The sequence below is a fragment of the Rhizobium sp. SYY.PMSO genome (assembly GCF_046840415.1).
Taxonomy (GTDB): domain Bacteria; phylum Pseudomonadota; class Alphaproteobacteria; order Rhizobiales; family Rhizobiaceae; genus Rhizobium.
Map to the genome: position 1 here is coordinate 816,034 of NZ_CP177349.1, position 15,299 is coordinate 831,332.

Genomic DNA, 15,299 nt, shown 5'->3' on the forward strand with positions numbered 1-15,299 from the left:
AACTAAAAAGAAAGCTGGAGCCTCTTCCGGGCGGGATTTTTGCAAAATCCCGCCCGAACAGCTTATGTCTCAAGCTATAGCAACTCAGATCTTCCCGGCGCGCTGCAGCGTCATCATGTAGACGTCGTAACTGTATTCGGCCACCTGCGCATAGAGGTAATGCTGGCCGCGAAAGCCCTTGATCGACTCCCAGATCTTCTTGAAGGTCGGGTTATCGGCTTCCATTTCCGCATAGACCTCGTTGGACTTTTCGAAACAGGCATTCAGGATTTCCGTGCTGAACGGCCGCAGTTTCGCACCCTCCGCGACGACGCGCTTGATGGCGGCCGGATTCAGATAGTCGTATTTCTGCAGCATGTCGGCATCCGTTGCCTGCGCGGCCGTGCGCAGCAGGGACTGGTAGGCCTTGGGCAAGCCGTCATAGGCCGCCTTGTTGAACATGACATGCACCGTCGGGCCGCCTTCCCACCAGCCGGGATAGTAATAATAGGGCGCCACCTTGTAGAAGCCGAGCTTCTCGTCGTCATAGGGGCCGACCCATTCGGCCGCATCGATCGTGCCTTTCTCCAGCGCCGGATAGATGTCGCCGCCGGCGATCTGCTGCGGCACGACACCGAGGCGTTCGACCACCTTGCCGGCAAAGCCGCCGATGCGCATCTTCAGACCCTTGAGGTCGGCGACCGTCTTGATTTCCTTGCGGAACCAGCCACCCATCTGCACGCCGGTATTGCCGGCCGGGAAGCCGATCAGCCCCTGCGTCGCCAGGAACTCGTTGAAGAGATCGATGCCGCCGCCGTGATACTGCCAGGCGTTCATGCCGCGGGCGTTGAGCGCGAAGGGAACGGCGGCTCCCAGCGCCCAGGCCGGATCCTTGCCCCAGTAATAATAGGCGACCGAATGGCAGGCCTCGACGGTGCCGGCCGAAGTCGCGTCGGCTGCCTGCAGGCCCGGCACGATTTCGCCGGCCGCAAACACCTGAATGTTGAAATTGCCGTCAGTGGCTTCCGACACGTATTTCGACAACACCTCGCCGCCGCCGTAGATCGTGTCGAGCGATTTCGGAAACGACGACGTCAGGCGCCAGTTGATCTTCGGATTGCTCTGCGCAATGGCCGGGGCCGCAAGGGCCGCAGCTGCAACCGAGCCGGCGCCGGTAACGCCGGCCTTCCGCAGAAATGAACGACGATCCATCTGTTTCTCCCCCCGGATACGAGCGGGCGGGCTCGCCCGCTCTTCGTGATCACGGCCGCAGCTAACCATGCCCCCCGGCGCGTTTCAAGCGTATCGGAAGATCGTGCAACCAATGATTTTTGCGGGAGCGCGGAAGAGCAGGCTCAGGAGCTTCCGGATTTCATGATCGTCTCACGCAGGAAGCTGTAGCCGAGTGCCGTGCGCGTCGCGAGTTGCATCGACGCGCCATCGCCGCCATGCCCGCCCGAAGCGAATTCGTGGAAGAGCGGATGGTGGCCGAGTGCGGTCAGCTGCGCCGCGAACCGCCGGGCGTGCGAGGGATGCACCCGGTCGTCGTTGCTTGAGCTTTCGATATAGATCGGCGGATAGGCCACCTCGGAAGCCGGCTTGACGTTATGCAGCGGCGAATAACCGAGCAGATAAGCGCGATCTGCCGGATCCTCCGGATCGCCGTACTCGTCGATCCAGGCTTTTCCGGCCGGGAAGACATGGAAGCGCGTCATGTCCAGCACCGGCACCTGGCACCAGATCGCGCCGAAATCCTGCGGGTAGCGCGTTGCCATGACGCCGGTCAGCAGCCCGCCGTTGCTGCCGCCGTTGGCGGCGATGCGGGATGGTTTCGTATAGCCGCGGATCACGAGGTCGCGGGCGACGGCCGCAAAATCCGCGAAAGCCCTGTGGCGGCCGCGGCCCTTTGCGGCGCGGTGCCAGTTCGGACCGAATTCACCGCCGCCGCGAATATAGGCCATCACATAGGCACCGCCTTGCTCCAGCCAGCGGCCGATGACGCCGGAATAATGCGGGCCGAGCGAAACATCGAAGCCGCCGTAACCGTACATCAGCACCGGCAGTTCGCCCTTGGTCCAGTCTTTCGGCAGGGCGATATGATAGGGGACTTTGGTGCCGTCCTCGGACGTCGCTTCCAGAAGAAGGGACGTCATGCCCTCGCTGTCGAAATAGGTGGGCGAACTGGCGACGTGCCTGAGCTCAAGCGCTTCCCGGCGATTGCTAAGCTCAAGCCTGAAACAGGAGGGAGGCTGCAGAAAGCCCGAGCCATAAATCTGCAGCGTGTCGTCGCCGAGATGCAGGTCCGAATAAAGCGGCTGGACGGACACGGTCTGAACGTCCGCCGGCAGGGCGATTTCCCGGATGTCGGCATCCGGCGTGGTCAGATCGAGAAGGAAAAGACGCGGCCGCATATTGTCGGAGACGACGAAGACGCACCATTCGCGCATCAGCAGGAATTGCGAAATCGATTGCCGTTCGGCGGGAGAGAACAGGATACGCGCCGTCTCGCCGCCGCCGGGCTCGCGCGGCAAAGGCTGCAAGGCCAGACTGCCGGCCGGTATCCGTTCATCGGTCTTGGCAAGCCACGCGAGATGGGAATGATTGAACCTGAAATCGATATCCTCGGGCAGATCGATCCTGCGCAGCGAGCCGTCCCGATCCTCGATGAAGTGGCTGGCGCGGCCGATTTCGTGACCGGCGGTGAAGATCCGGATCGGCCGGGCTGTGCCTTCATTCGCAAGGCCGGCAAGCGCCGGATCGAAGATCGAACAGGCGCCGTAAATATCGCTGTCGGCAGCGGCATAGAGAACCGGCGCATCGGCAGGCGCCTGGCCGCGCTTCAGGCGGCGACCGACGCGTGGCCAGCCGGAGCGCGTCGAGGATTCGCGGTCGATCGAGCCGAAATAGGCAATCTCGTCGCGGCTTAGCCATGTCGCATGACAGCGCACGGCCGGCGTGTCGAACCCGCCCTCGACAATGCTCTTCGCCTCGCAATCGAATTCGACGAGCCGCATCGGATCCGAGCCGCCGTCGGAAAGGCAGAGCAGCACCCGCGTCGGCTCCCAGGGACAGGTGAGGGCGCCGCGCCAGAGCCACAGCCTGTTCTCCGCGGCGCAAAAGGCGTCGAGATCGAAGATCGGCTCCCATGGCGCATCGGGCAGCGGAGCGAGATCGGCCGGCAGCCGATACCACCGGCCGAGCGGATGATCGGCGCTGCGGCGGAAGTCGAACAGCCAGTTCCCACGCCGGGTAGTGGCGATCAGCCGGTCCTCGCGTTCGATCATGTCCTTGATGGCGGTGCGGTCCGCCTCGAATTCAGGCGTCATGAGCAATCGTTCGGATTCGGCATCCTTCTCGGCGACGAATTTCAGGGTGAGGGGATCGTCGTCGCGTTCAAGATGGAGATGCATGGAAACCCGGAAAGCTGATTAAAGATACGATTTGGGTGTAACCAAATCAAAATAAAGCCGCCGAAGCAACCTCGCTTCCGCGGCTTATCACTGACCTGCGTTCGATACCGATCGCCTTAACGGACCATCTTGGTATCGGCCTGGGCAACCAGATTGGTCGCCGGCGCCGGCTCGCGCTTGTATTTCAGCGTCACGACCTTGTAGCCCTCTTTCTCCAGGCGGCTGAGGAGAGTGGGCAGCATCCGGACCGTGCGCTGGTGGATGTCGTGCATCAGGACGATGCCGCGGCCGCGCTGGTGGAGCTGCTTCATGGTGCGGTCCACCACGGAGGCAGGCGTCGAGGTGAAGTAGTCCTTGCTGTCGATATCGACATCCATGACGATCATGTCGCGGGCGGCGATCGCCGTGCGCAGGCGCTTGGAATCGGCCAGATAGGGGAAGCGGAAGAAGGGCACGTCCGTACCGATCGCCTTGGTCACGGCATCCTTGCCGCGGGCGATCTCGGTCATCGCCGCGTCGAAGGTCATCTTGTCGAGATCGGGATGGCGGAACGTGTGGCTGCCGATCGCGTCGCCATGCGCAAGCACCTCGCGCGCCGTCGCCGGATGGGCTTGCGCCATTTCGCCGACCATCATGAAGGCGGCCTTGACGCCGAACCTGTCGAGCGTGGCGAGAATGCGATCCGTCTTGCCGGGCGCGGGGCCATCGTCGAAGGTGAGGATCACTTCCTTGTCGGCGAGCCTGATATCCTTGAGCGAGGCCACTTCAAGCGTTCGGCCGGCGAGATTGTGCGGTCCGTCGGCATCTTCCCGCTCCCGGGTTTCGAGATCGGCGACGAGCCATTTCTTCGGCTCCATCTCCACGGGGTCGTTGGCCTTCAGCGGCTTGTGACGCGGCTCTTCGGCAGCATAGCTGCTCTTGAGCGATGCTTCATTCGCCGGCTTCGTGGCGCATCCTCCCAGAGCCAGGGACACGGCAAGGCCAGCCAGCAAAACACGGTAGTTCATCAGAATCGCTCAACAATATGTCTATGAAAGTTGAGCGTATTTTCTGCAGTTATGGTTAATGATCGGTTAGGATCGGCCCTGAATTCGTTAAGAACTCATTGGGATTTCAGCCAGCCATGCCGCTTTCATATTCCGACGACAGTTCCAGCCATTGCTCTTCGGCGGCCGCGAGCTTGTCGGCGGCATCCGCACGCTGCTTTGCCTTTTCCGCGGCCTTGGCGGGCGCCTTTTCGTAAAGGGCGGGGTCCGCAAGTTCCGCATCAAGCGCCTGAATCAGTTTCTCAAGCTTGCCGGTCAAGGATTCGATTTCGTTGATCTTCTTCTTGAGCGGGGCGAGAGATGCGCGGCGGTCGGCGGCGAGCTTGCGTTGATCCGCCTTGGAAACGGAATCGTCGCCGCCATTCGTCTTGGCCTTGTCATCCCTGGATTTCGGACTGGCGACGACGAGGTTGCGGTATTCCTCCAGATCGCCGTCGAAGGTTGAGACCGTGCCGTCGCGCACCAGCCAGAGCCGGTCGACGGTGGCTTCGATCAGGTGGCGGTCGTGCGAAATCAGGATGACGGCGCCCGAATAGTCGTTCAGCGCCTGGATCAGCGCGTTGCGGCTGTCGATATCCAGATGGTTCGTCGGTTCGTCGAGGATCAGCAGGTTCGGCGCGTCGAAGGCGGCAAGGCCCATCAGCAGGCGAGCCTTCTCGCCGCCGGAGAGATCCTTGACCTGCGTGTCCATCTTCTCCGTCGCGAGACCCATCTGCGCGACGCGGGCACGCACCTTGGCCTCCGGCGTTTCCGGCATGCGGCGGCGCACATGCTCGACGGCGGTCTGGTTGGGGATGAGATCGTCCAGCTGATGCTGGGCGAAAAAGCCGATCTTCAGGTTCGGCGCGAGCTTGACGTCACCGCTCTCCGCGCCGAGTCGGCCGGAAATGAACTTCGCGAAGGTCGATTTGCCGTTGCCGTTCGAGCCGAGCAGGGCGATGCGGTCGTCGGCATCGATACGCAGGTTCAGGCGCTTCAGGATCGGTTTGTCCGGCTCGTAGCCGACCGCGCCGCCGCTGATCGCGATGATGGGCGAGGCGGGCTGCTTCTCCGGCTCCGGAAAACTGAAGCCCATGACATGGTCTTCGATGACGGCGGCGACGGTGCCCATCCGTTCCAGCGCCTTGACGCGGGATTGTGCCTGCCGCGCCTTCGACGCCTTGGCCTTGAAGCGGTCGATGAAGCTCTGCAGATGCTTGCGTGCGGCATCGTTCTTCGCCTTCGCCTTCATCTGAAGTTCGTCGGCTTCCGCCTTCTGCCGCTCGAATTGGTCGTAGGAGCCGCGATAGAAGGTGAGCTTCTTCTGGTCGAGATGCACGATGGAATTGACGGCCGTGTTCAGGAGATCGCGGTCGTGCGAGATGATGATGACCGTGTGCGGATAGCGGCGGATGTAATCCTCCAGCCAGAGCGTGCCTTCGAGGTCTAGATAGTTCGTCGGCTCGTCGAGCAGCAGGAGATCCGGCTCGGAAAACAATACGGCGGCAAGGGCGACGCGCATGCGCCATCCGCCGGAGAAGGAGGAGGCCGGGCGCTGCTGCGCCTCATGGTCGAAACCGAGGCCGGCCAGGATGCTGGCGGCGCGCGCTTCGGCGGAATGCGCGCCGATATCGGCAAGCCGGGTCTGGATATCGGCGATGCGATGCGGATCGGTGGCGGTTTCCGCTTCCTTGAGCAGGGCGGAGCGTTCCTTGTCTGCCGCCAGCACGATATCGATCAGCGGCTCCTCGGTGCCCGGAGCCTCCTGCGCGACCTGGCCGATACGGGCATTGCGCGGGATCGAAACGGAGCCGCTCTCGGCGGCGAGGTCGCCGGTGATGATCCTGAACAGGGTGGATTTGCCCGCGCCGTTCTTGCCGACGAGGCCTGCCTTCGTGCCCGCCGGAAGCGTCACGTTGGCATGGTCGATGAGAAGACGGCCGGCAATGCGGGCGGAAAGGTCGGAAATCGAAATCATGGCGCGGTTTTGGCCGAACTCGACGCCGAAGGCAAGAGCGAGAAGGCGCTCAGGCGCCTGCGTTCTGCGAGGATTTGGGAAGGTTGGCGCAGTTGCGCAGCCGCTCGGTCAGCTCGGTCTCATAGAGCATGAGGTTGCTGAGAGCGGCGTTCAGGCTATCGAGAGCCGAACCGGCATCGGCTGCCGCTTTCGTCTCGCGGGCGAAACGCTGCTTTTTCATCAGCCCTTTGGCAAGCTCATCCGCCACTTCGCGCAGCATCTCGGCGGCATCGCCTTCCGATTTGCGCGCAACGAGCCCGCAATGGCTGACAAGACGATGCTTGAGACCGATCTCGTCGAGCCTGCCCTGCGAGGGAACGGGTCCAAGCGCTTCGATCTCTTCGGCAAGACAGCGGTCTTCGCCATAGAGCGCTTCATGGAAGAGCTGGTAATTGCGCGGCAGGTTCTTGACTTTCAGCCGCGTCATGAAGCGACCGATGACCTCGAGCTCGGTTTCCGTTTCATCTTCATCGATGGAATAAGCCGAAACGCCTTGGTGCAAGTTCTTCATGCCTGCTCATGACCGTGATCTGATATATCCTGGCCAGTCTGCAGGCTGCGACATTAAGGGAACATGAACAAAATGGCGGATCTACCCCGCAACGCAACAAAATGAGGCATGTGCTCAACGCTTGGGCGAATCCGGAGCATGCCGGCTCACATCCACCTCCGCCCTGCGCTGCGCAGGAAATCCAAAAGATCCAGGACGAGTGACGGCTTGCCCATGGATGTCAGGATCGTATGGCACTGCCCGCGATGATGGGCGTGGTGATTGAACATATGCGCGACTGCCAGGTGAAGAGGGTGAGTGACGGCGCCCGGCCGGAGAACCGAGGTATAGGTTATGTCGCCGGCAAGGGCTGTTTCATCGAGTGTTTCGATCCAGTCCGCAATGCGCCGATCCTCGGCCTCTCGCGCCGTCCGGAGTCCTGCGAGATCTTCGTGCAGGACGACGCCGAGTGCCGCGGGTGGGTCGCCGTTGCCGGTGAAACGGTGCATCCACAGCCGATCCGTCACCAGCAGATGGTTCAGCGTTCCGTGCAGCGAGCCGAAGAAGGCGCTGCGATCTTCATGAAACTCCCCATCGCTGAGTTGCGCGGCGGCATCATAGACCCGTGCGTTGGCCCAGCGGTTGTAGTCGGCAAGCATTCTGAAGTGTCTGAGCATAAGCGTTTCCTCCCTGATGGCGATGATGTGCCGCCGGCATGATCCCCCAAAGGCCGCGCCGCCGCCCCACAGATCGCGAATCGGCCGTCCGGACTGTGACGGCGGCGTGAAATTGGGCGATCCCCCTTGTTTTCGGGCTTTGAGGCAGGTAAACACCGCCCACTTTTCTCTGATTACAAGGAATGAACCCATGGCGATTGAACGTACTTTCTCGATGATCAAGCCGGACGCGACGAAGCGCAACCTGACCGGCGCCATCACCAAGGTTTTTGAAGACAACGGCCTGCGCGTCATCGCCTCCAAGCGCGTCTGGATGAGCAAGCGCGAAGCCGAAGGCTTCTACGCCGTTCACAAGGAACGCCCCTTCTTCGGCGAACTCGTTGAAGGCATGACCTCCGGCCCGACCATCGTTCAGGTTCTGGAAGGTGAAAACGCCATTCTGAAGAACCGCGAAATCATGGGCGCGACCAACCCGGCAAACGCCGATGAAGGCACGATCCGCAAGACCTTCGCTCTTTCGATCGGCGAGAACTCGGTTCACGGCTCGGACGCTCCGGAAACGGCTGCCGTCGAAATCGCCTACTGGTTCTCCGAAACTGAAATCGTCGGCTGAATCGGCCTTTCAGCTTCAGCGCTGAACGATTTGAAATGACTCAATAAAAGCCGGGATTTCGATCCCGGCTTTTTTCATGCGGGATGCACTGCATACCCCTTCTCCCCTCGGGGAGAAGGTGCCGACAGGCGGATGAGGGGGCCGCCAAGAGCACGGACATTTCCCCATTCAAATCGGTCATCCCCCTCATCCGACCCTTCGGGCCACCTTCTCCCCGAGGGGGGAAGGAGATGCGGCAATGATGTGCCTCCTATGCAATTGCCCTGCCGCGAGCGGGGAGTGGACTACCCCACAGCTGTTCTCACGCCGGGCAGGCCGTATCCTTCCCATAATCGGCGCTGCCGTCACTTTTGAAGATATCTGGGTTGGCCGTGTAGGCGGGGCCGACCACCAGCGGCCTCGTCGGCAGTACGGTCTGGTCGAGGTCGGATTTGACTTGGGTTTTGATCGTCTGGAGCGTCTTGTCGCTGGCATCCACCAGCTTGATCGAGACGGAATAGGGGTGGTCCTTGCGCACGCAGCGCAGGTCGGGGCTTTCCAGCGTGATCTTGTCCCAGAAGGAATAGATCTTCTGTTGGACGACAAGCGGATCGCCGCCCGCGGGGTTTTCGAATTCCGCAACAGCCATCGTGCCGTCCGGGATCGGCGCGATCTTCTTGAGCGTGATCATGTAGCTTGCACTCGCCACGCGATAATTGAACACGAAGAGGCGACCGGTGAGTTGCGTCGGCCCTTCATCATCTTTCCTTTGGCAGCCGGCCAGCGCAAGGCCGGCGATTATTGCCGTCAGCACGATCGTTCGCTTCGTCATGGCGCAGTCTCCTCCTTTTTGCGCCGGTAGTGCCGGCTGGCCTTGGCCCGGTTGCCGCAGACGGCCATGTCGCACCAGGCGCGGCTCTTGTTCTTGCTGCGGTCGATGAACAGCCAGCCGCAGTTGCGGCATATTTTCATCCGTTCCGGATCGGGCATGGCGATGAGCCGCAGCGTCGAATGCACCGTCGCGGCATCGAGCCCATCGGCTGCGGCTTGCTTCAGGACTTTCGCCAAGACGCCGAGAAGATCGGCAAGCAGCCCGTCGGCGGCCTCGCCAAGAACACGCGCCCGGAAATAACGATCGATCGTCTCGCGCAACGAGATGAAGTCGGCCCGGTTTTGCCGCTGCACCGGCAGGATATCGCCGAAAAGGGCCCGCTCGGCGCAGAAGCTGGCAGCCGCCTTCGGGAAGCTGTCCATCTGCCCCGGAGCCTCGAAACGATCGGTCCGCCGTTCCTCGTCATGGCGCAGGATCACGCTGTTGGCGACATCGAGCGCCAGCGCGCCACCGGAAAAGCGATGTGGGGTCCAGGAAAAACTCATGGTGAAAATTATAACTGGTAAAATTGATTTTGCCAGTTACTATTTGCGTATTCCTTCGGAGGGGCGGATGGCCTATCTTCTGCAGCAATTGGCGAATGCCGTTCCGCTCGCCGCACTCTACGCGACGCTGGCTTTCGGCTATTCCATCGCGTTCGGGGTCATGAAGCGGGCCGATATCACCTATGGTGCGCTTTTCGCCTTTGCCGGCCAGATGCTCGTGCTCTTCACCGATGTCGGCTATACGAGGATGTATCTGATCCTGCCGGCGGCCTTCGCCTTCGGCGCGGTTGTCGCGGTCGGCTATACGCTCGGCACCAGCTTCCTCGTCGGCCGTGCGATCATGCTGCCCTTGTCCCGAAAATCGCCGAATACCATCATCGTCGCCGCGCTCGGCATGATGATCATCCTGATGGAAACCGCGCGGCTGGCCTCCAATACGCGCAGCATCTGGTTGCCGCCATTCCTGAACGGTGCGGTCGTTTTCTGGGATAGCGGCGCTTTCCGCGTGACGCTGACCGAAATCCAGTTGCTCAATACGGCGTTGATGATCCTTGTCATCCTTGCCGGCGCCTACGTCCTTAAATGCACCGGTTGGGGACGAATCTGGCGGGCCGTGACCGATGACGCCCTTGCCGCCGAACTTTGCGGCGCCAGCGCCACCCGCGTCTTTCTGCTGGCCTATGTCGCCTCCGCACTGGTCGCGACGATCTGCGGACTGCTGGCCACGTCCTACTATGGAACGATGGATTTCGGGGCGGGGCTGATGTTCGGGCTCAAGGTGCTGATGATCTCGGCGGTCGGCGGCTATTCCGATCCGCTGAAGTCGGCGGGCGGTGCGGCGCTGCTGGGCCTGTCCGAAACCATGTGGGGGGCCTACGGCCCGTTCCTGTGGCGCGATTTCGTCATCTTCTCGCTGCTCGTGCTGCTGCTGGTCTTGAGCCGGCGCGAAAGGGTCGTGCCCTGACGCTTGCTCGCCAGCCTACTTGTCGCCGGCCCATCTGGCGCGCGCCGCATCGTCGGCATCTCTGGCCGAAACCCAGCCGCCTTCGGTGCCGTCCCTGCCATGCTCCTTCTTCCAGAAGGGAGCGGAGGTTTTCAGATAATCCATGACGAAATTCGCCCCGTCGAAGGCGGCTTGCCGATGGGACGCCGCGGCGATGACGAGCACGATATTTTCGCCCGGCGCTATCTTGCCGTAGCGATGGATGGCCGTCAGGCCGAGAAGGCCGAAGCGCTCGATGGCGAGCCTGGCGATGCGTGTGATTTCCGCCTCGGCCATGCCGGGATAATGTTCGAGTTCGAGCGCGCCGAGCGTGCCGCCTTCGTCGCGGCATAGTCCCGAAAAGGTCACGACCGCGCCGATATCGTGCCGCCCACTCGTCAGCCGATCGGTCTCCGCCCGGAGATCGAAATCCTCATGCTGGACTTTGACGAATGGTGAAATCATCGCAATTTCCTTGATCGCCCTGTCAAACGGTTCGAGGCGCCTTCCGGCCTCTCGCTTCGGCATCACGGGCCTGCCGAAGGGGCGTTGCCCGACCGTTTCTCACCCTCCGGTCATCGGCGGGAAGAGCCCGATCTCCCGCGCGCCGGCGATGGACTCGTCGTGATCGGCGTGCTCCATGTTGATGGCGACGCGGATAGCCTCGGGGAATTGAAGTGCCGTCTCGTATTCTTCACCCAAGGTCTTCAAATGACTCAGGAGATCGCCAACGGTGACGACGTCGGCGGGAAGAGCAATCTCCTCTTCCGCTTTACCGATCCGCTCACGCACCCAGGCGAAATAGACGAGCTTGGTCATTCGTCATCCACGATATGCTTCAGGCCGGCCCGGAAATAGTCGTAGCCGGTATAGATGGTCAGCAGCGCCGCGATCCAGAGCAGGGCGATGCCCATCTCCGTCGTATAAGGTAGCACCTTGTCGCCCGCCGGCCCAGCCAGCAGGAAAGCGATGGCGACGAGCTGCGCTGTCGTCTTCCATTTCGCGATGCGCGTCACCGGGACGCTTACCTTCAGGGCCGCCAGATATTCGCGCAGGCCGGAAACCAGAATTTCACGGCACAGGATGATGATCGCCGCCCACAGCGACCAGCCGGCGATCGTGCCATCGGCCGCGACCAGCAGCAGGATCGAGGCGACCAGCAGCTTGTCGGCGATTGGGTCCAGCATGCGGCCGATATTCGAGGTCTGGTTCCAGATCCGTGCGAGATAGCCGTCGAGGAAATCGGTGATCGAGGCGATGACGAAGATCCAGAGCGCTACCCATCGCGCAAAATCGGAACCTTCCAGCTTGCCTTCGATGAAGAAGCACAGAACGATCAGCGGCACGCAGAGGATGCGGCCGTAGGTGAGCAGATTGGGAATGCTGTAAGCGCGCGAAGCCATGGAAATCGTTTCGTTTGTTGCGGCCGGGCTTGAGGGGTTCCGTTATGCCTCATCCGGCTCATGTCATTCGATGGAGCGTGATCCCAAAAACCGCTTCGCACTTTTTGGTGGTCACGCCTTAAATGATGGTTTGGTCAGTTTATCGTCAACATTGTTTCTGCTTTTTCACCGCTATTGCGTGGAATTTGCGACCTGCGTTTCCTATTTCGCGGCATCCTCGTGGAAATGGTTGTAGACCTGCGTCGCCACGGCTTCCGAAATGCCGTCGACCGCCATCAGATCCGAAAGGGCGGCGCGCGACACAGCCTTTGCGGTGCCGAAATGCTGGAGAAGCGCGCGCTTGCGCGACGGGCCGATGCCGCCGATCTCGTCCAGCGGGTTCTTCACCATCTCCTTCTTGCGCCGGGCGCGATGCGAACCGATGGCGAAACGGTGCGCCTCGTCGCGCAGGCGCTGGATGAAATAAAGCACCGGATCGCGTGGCGGCAGCGTGAAACTTTCGCGCGACGGCGCGAAGAAGCGCTCGCGCCCGGCATCGCGGTCGACACCCTTGGCGACACCGATGGCGATGACGCTGTCGGTGATCCCGAGGTCTTCGAGAATGGCGCGCACTGCCGTCATCTGCCCCTGGCCGCCGTCGATGAGAATGACATCGGGCCAGGCGGGGAAGGGGCGGTCGGCGGCCTCGACGCCGGCGTCGGCCTCGCCGCTGCGGTCTGGCTTGCCTTCCTCCTTCAGGAGCCGCGAGAACCGGCGTGTCATGACCTCGCGCATCATGCCGAAGTCGTCGCCCGGCGTGATGTCGGTCGATTTGATGTTGAACTTGCGGTATTGGCCTTTGACGAAGCCCTCCGGCCCGGCCACGACCATGCCGCCCACGGCATTCGTCCCCATGATATGGGAGTTGTCGTAGATCTCGATGCGCTGCGGCACGTAGGGGAGCTTGAACGTTTCCTTGAAGCCTTCGAGCAGCCGCGATTGCGAGGCGGTCTCGGCAAGCTTGCGGCCATGCGCCTCGCGGGCATTGGCGATGACGTGCTCCACCAGATCGCGTTTCTCGCCGCGTTGCGGCACGAGGATTGCGACCTTGTGGCCGGCCTTTTCGCTGAGTGCGGCGGCCAACAGCTCGATTTCCTCGACCGTTTCCGAAAGCAGGATCTGCCGCGGCACCGGCTTGTCGTCATAGAACTGCGCCAGGAAGGCGTTCAGCACTTCCGCGCCGGAAAGCGATGGGTCGGCCTTTGGGAAATAGGCGCGGTTGCCCCAGTTCTGGCCGGTGCGGAAGAAAAACACCTGGATGCAGGAAATGCCGCCCTCGTGGTGGATGGCGAAGACATCGGCTTCCTCGACGCCGGCCGGATTGATGCCCTGATGGCTCTGCACATGCGACAGCGCCGCCAGCCGGTCGCGAAAAATCGCGGCGCGCTCGAAATCTAGGTCCTCGGCGGCGGCATTCATCGCGTCGGCCATATGTGCCTTGACGTTCTGGCTCTTGCCGGAAAGAAAATCCTTCGCCTCCTGCACCAGCTCCGCATAGCCCTCATCGCTGATTTCATGGGTGCAGGGCCCGGAACATCGCTTGATTTGATACAGCAGACAGGGGCGCGTACGCGTCTCGAATACGCTGTCGGTGCAGGTGCGGATCAGGAAGGCGCGCTGTAGCGAATTGATGGTGCGGCCGACGGCGCCCGCCGAAGCGAAGGGGCCGAAGTAATCGCCCTTTCGGGCGCGGGCGCCACGATGCTTGAAGATCGCCGGCGCACGGCGATCGCCCGTGATCAGGATGTAGGGAAAGGATTTGTCGTCGCGCAGCAGCACGTTAAAGCGCGGGCGCAAGCGCTTGATCAGATTCGCTTCCAGCAGCAGCGCTTCCGTCTCGGTGCGGGTGGTGACGAACTCCATGTTGGCGGTTTCGCGCACCATGCGGGCGATGCGGTTGGAATGGGCCTTGCCCAGCGCATAGTTGGAGACGCGCTTCTTCAGATTTCGCGCCTTGCCGACATAGAGCACGTCGCCGCTCTCGTTGAACATGCGGTAGACGCCGGGATTGTTGGGCAGCCGCTTGACGAATTCGGCAATCAGTTCGGCGCCGCGAAGCCCCGTCTCGTTCTTGACGCCTTCATTCCAGTCGATGGCCGCGGCAGGGCTGGCGGCGACATCGCCTTCCACCTCGATATCGTCTTCGGTCTCTTCCGATTCGTCGTAGAGAATGCCGCCATCGGGCAGCTTTCTTCCATTCATTCCGCACTCTCCGACACGTCTGGCGTTTCCCAGGCAAGGTGCTGGCCGCCATCGAGCGCTATCATTTGGCCCGTGATCGAGGGCGTGTCAAAAAGAAAGCGGATGGTCCGGCCGAATTCTTCGAGCCCCGGCGCCGCCTTTAATATGAGGCCGTCGATCTGCGCTTGAAAGTCCTCCTCGGTCTGGCGCACGCTCCGCACCGTCGGGCCGGGGCCGATCGCGTTGACGCGCACGCGCGGCGCAAAGCTCTGTGCCATCGTCTGGGTCGCCGTCCACAGCGCCGCCTTCGACAGCGTATAGGAATAGAAGCGCGGATTGAGAGCCCAGACCCGCTGATCGACCATATTGACGATCAGGCCCGGATGCGGCTCGGGAAGCCGCCGGAAGAAATCCGCCGCCAAAATCGACGGGGCGCGGACGTGTACGGCAAAATGCGCCTCGAAGGCTGCGGCATCGAAACGCTCGGCGGAATCGCCGAGAAAAGCGGAGGCGTTATTGACCAGAAGATCGAGCGGACCGAGCTCCGCCACGGCCCTTTCGACAAGGGTTGACGTCTCGTGTAAATTCTGAAGATCAGCCTTGATCGCAATTGCCTTCCGACCCTTTTGCCGCAATTTCGCCGCGATTTCCGAAGCTTCGGCGAAGGATTGATTGGCATGCAGCGCGACTGCGAAGCCGCTGTCCGACAAATCCTCGGCAATCGCCCTGCCTATTCTTTTGGAGGCGCCCGTTATCAATGCCGCGCGTAGTTTTTCCTGGCTCAAGATCTCGCCTTTTCCTCGTCGTTACCCGATCGACGTTCATATAGGGCGTCGATACACCATATGAAAAGATGGTTGGGCGAATAGCGCTCTCGGGATTTCTTATGTAAAACTTGAGATATAGTTAGATAAAAATAAGTATACACGCTTTAACCATTGGTTATGGTTAATAATTCGTCTGTTGCGCTGAAGCAACATCGAAATTCAGCCATGTCTGTGCCACAATGATATCATATTTTGGCTCTTCCAATTCCTCATTTGCATTCCAATTTCAGCATCGATCCGGGAGGGATATGTTTTAATTGCTCGTGACGCTCCGAACTTAAAGACAGTAAGCGAAGCCCA

General features: G+C 61.3%; 15 protein-coding genes. 2 read left to right on the plus strand and 13 right to left on the minus strand.

From position 1 onward, the window contains the following. Positions 1-84: 84 nt before the first annotated feature. The 6 genes from ACJJVH_RS03970 to ACJJVH_RS03995 all read right to left on the minus strand — a co-directional run bounded on the left by ACJJVH_RS03970 (position 85) and on the right by ACJJVH_RS03995 (position 7,598). On the minus strand, positions 85-1,191 hold the full coding sequence (locus ACJJVH_RS03970; protein WP_112797151.1) for a TRAP transporter substrate-binding protein: 1,107 nt from the start codon (positions 1,189-1,191) through the stop codon (positions 85-87). A gap of 143 nt (positions 1,192-1,334) precedes the next feature. Beyond that, positions 1,335-3,389, minus strand: a complete 2,055-nt coding sequence (locus ACJJVH_RS03975; RefSeq protein ID WP_112797152.1) for a prolyl oligopeptidase family serine peptidase — start codon at positions 3,387-3,389, stop codon at positions 1,335-1,337. Between the two features lie 116 nt (positions 3,390-3,505). Then, positions 3,506-4,396, minus strand: coding sequence for a polysaccharide deacetylase family protein (locus ACJJVH_RS03980; protein WP_112797154.1), 891 nt, complete (start codon positions 4,394-4,396; stop codon positions 3,506-3,508). A 106-nt stretch (positions 4,397-4,502) separates the two neighbouring features. Next, positions 4,503-6,392 (minus strand): ABC-F family ATP-binding cassette domain-containing protein, encoded by a 1,890-nt coding sequence (locus ACJJVH_RS03985; RefSeq protein ID WP_113370425.1) that lies wholly within the window; start codon positions 6,390-6,392, stop codon positions 4,503-4,505. A gap of 49 nt (positions 6,393-6,441) precedes the next feature. After that, entirely contained in the window at positions 6,442-6,942 is a 501-nt protein-coding gene (locus tag ACJJVH_RS03990) for a hypothetical protein (protein WP_113370242.1), read from the minus strand. Between the two features lie 146 nt (positions 6,943-7,088). Further along, complete coding sequence (locus ACJJVH_RS03995) at positions 7,089-7,598, minus strand: DinB family protein (protein ID WP_412064783.1); 510 nt, start codon at positions 7,596-7,598, stop codon at positions 7,089-7,091. A 190-nt stretch (positions 7,599-7,788) separates the two neighbouring features. Here ACJJVH_RS03995 and ndk point away from each other — a divergent pair, with 190 nt between their 5' ends. Further along, positions 7,789-8,211, plus strand: a complete 423-nt coding sequence (gene ndk, locus ACJJVH_RS04000; protein WP_004122188.1) for a nucleoside-diphosphate kinase — start codon at positions 7,789-7,791, stop codon at positions 8,209-8,211. A gap of 301 nt (positions 8,212-8,512) precedes the next feature. Here the strand turns inward: ndk and ACJJVH_RS04005 are convergent, their stop codons facing one another. Together ACJJVH_RS04005 and ACJJVH_RS04010 are read right to left on the minus strand one after the other, a co-directional pair. After that, entirely contained in the window at positions 8,513-9,022 is a 510-nt protein-coding gene (locus ACJJVH_RS04005; protein WP_113358099.1) for a hypothetical protein, read from the minus strand. Continuing rightward, on the minus strand, positions 9,019-9,567 hold the full coding sequence (locus ACJJVH_RS04010) for a CGNR zinc finger domain-containing protein (protein WP_113370239.1): 549 nt from the start codon (positions 9,565-9,567) through the stop codon (positions 9,019-9,021). Before ACJJVH_RS04010 ends, ACJJVH_RS04005 begins: the two co-directional genes overlap by 4 nt. 67 nt (positions 9,568-9,634) lie before the next feature. Between ACJJVH_RS04010 and ACJJVH_RS04015 the strand changes: the two genes are divergently transcribed. Next, positions 9,635-10,531: a branched-chain amino acid ABC transporter permease gene (locus ACJJVH_RS04015; protein WP_112797162.1), complete on the plus strand. Its 897-nt coding sequence runs from the start codon at positions 9,635-9,637 to the stop codon at positions 10,529-10,531. A gap of 15 nt (positions 10,532-10,546) precedes the next feature. Here ACJJVH_RS04015 and ACJJVH_RS04020 read toward each other — a convergent pair whose 3' ends face one another. The 5 genes from ACJJVH_RS04020 to ACJJVH_RS04040 form a co-directional block, all read right to left on the minus strand. Then, positions 10,547-11,014: a molybdenum cofactor biosynthesis protein MoaE gene (locus ACJJVH_RS04020; protein ID WP_112797394.1), complete on the minus strand. Its 468-nt coding sequence runs from the start codon at positions 11,012-11,014 to the stop codon at positions 10,547-10,549. A 99-nt stretch (positions 11,015-11,113) separates the two neighbouring features. Further along, a complete protein-coding gene (gene moaD / locus ACJJVH_RS04025; RefSeq protein WP_113391916.1) occupies positions 11,114-11,368 on the minus strand; it encodes a molybdopterin converting factor subunit 1 in 255 nt (84 codons plus the stop codon). Further along, on the minus strand, positions 11,365-11,952 hold the full coding sequence (pgsA, locus tag ACJJVH_RS04030; RefSeq protein WP_112797165.1) for a CDP-diacylglycerol--glycerol-3-phosphate 3-phosphatidyltransferase: 588 nt from the start codon (positions 11,950-11,952) through the stop codon (positions 11,365-11,367). The genes moaD and pgsA overlap by 4 nt, the downstream gene beginning before the upstream one ends. A gap of 201 nt (positions 11,953-12,153) precedes the next feature. Beyond that, positions 12,154-14,193 carry an excinuclease ABC subunit UvrC gene (uvrC, locus tag ACJJVH_RS04035; protein WP_113385156.1) on the minus strand — a complete coding sequence of 680 codons (2,040 nt, stop codon included), beginning with the start codon at positions 14,191-14,193 and terminating at the stop codon, positions 12,154-12,156. After that, entirely contained in the window at positions 14,190-14,957 is a 768-nt protein-coding gene (locus ACJJVH_RS04040) for an SDR family oxidoreductase (protein ID WP_113358095.1), read from the minus strand. Before ACJJVH_RS04040 ends, uvrC begins: the two co-directional genes overlap by 4 nt. Between the last annotated feature and the right edge of the window lie 342 nt (positions 14,958-15,299).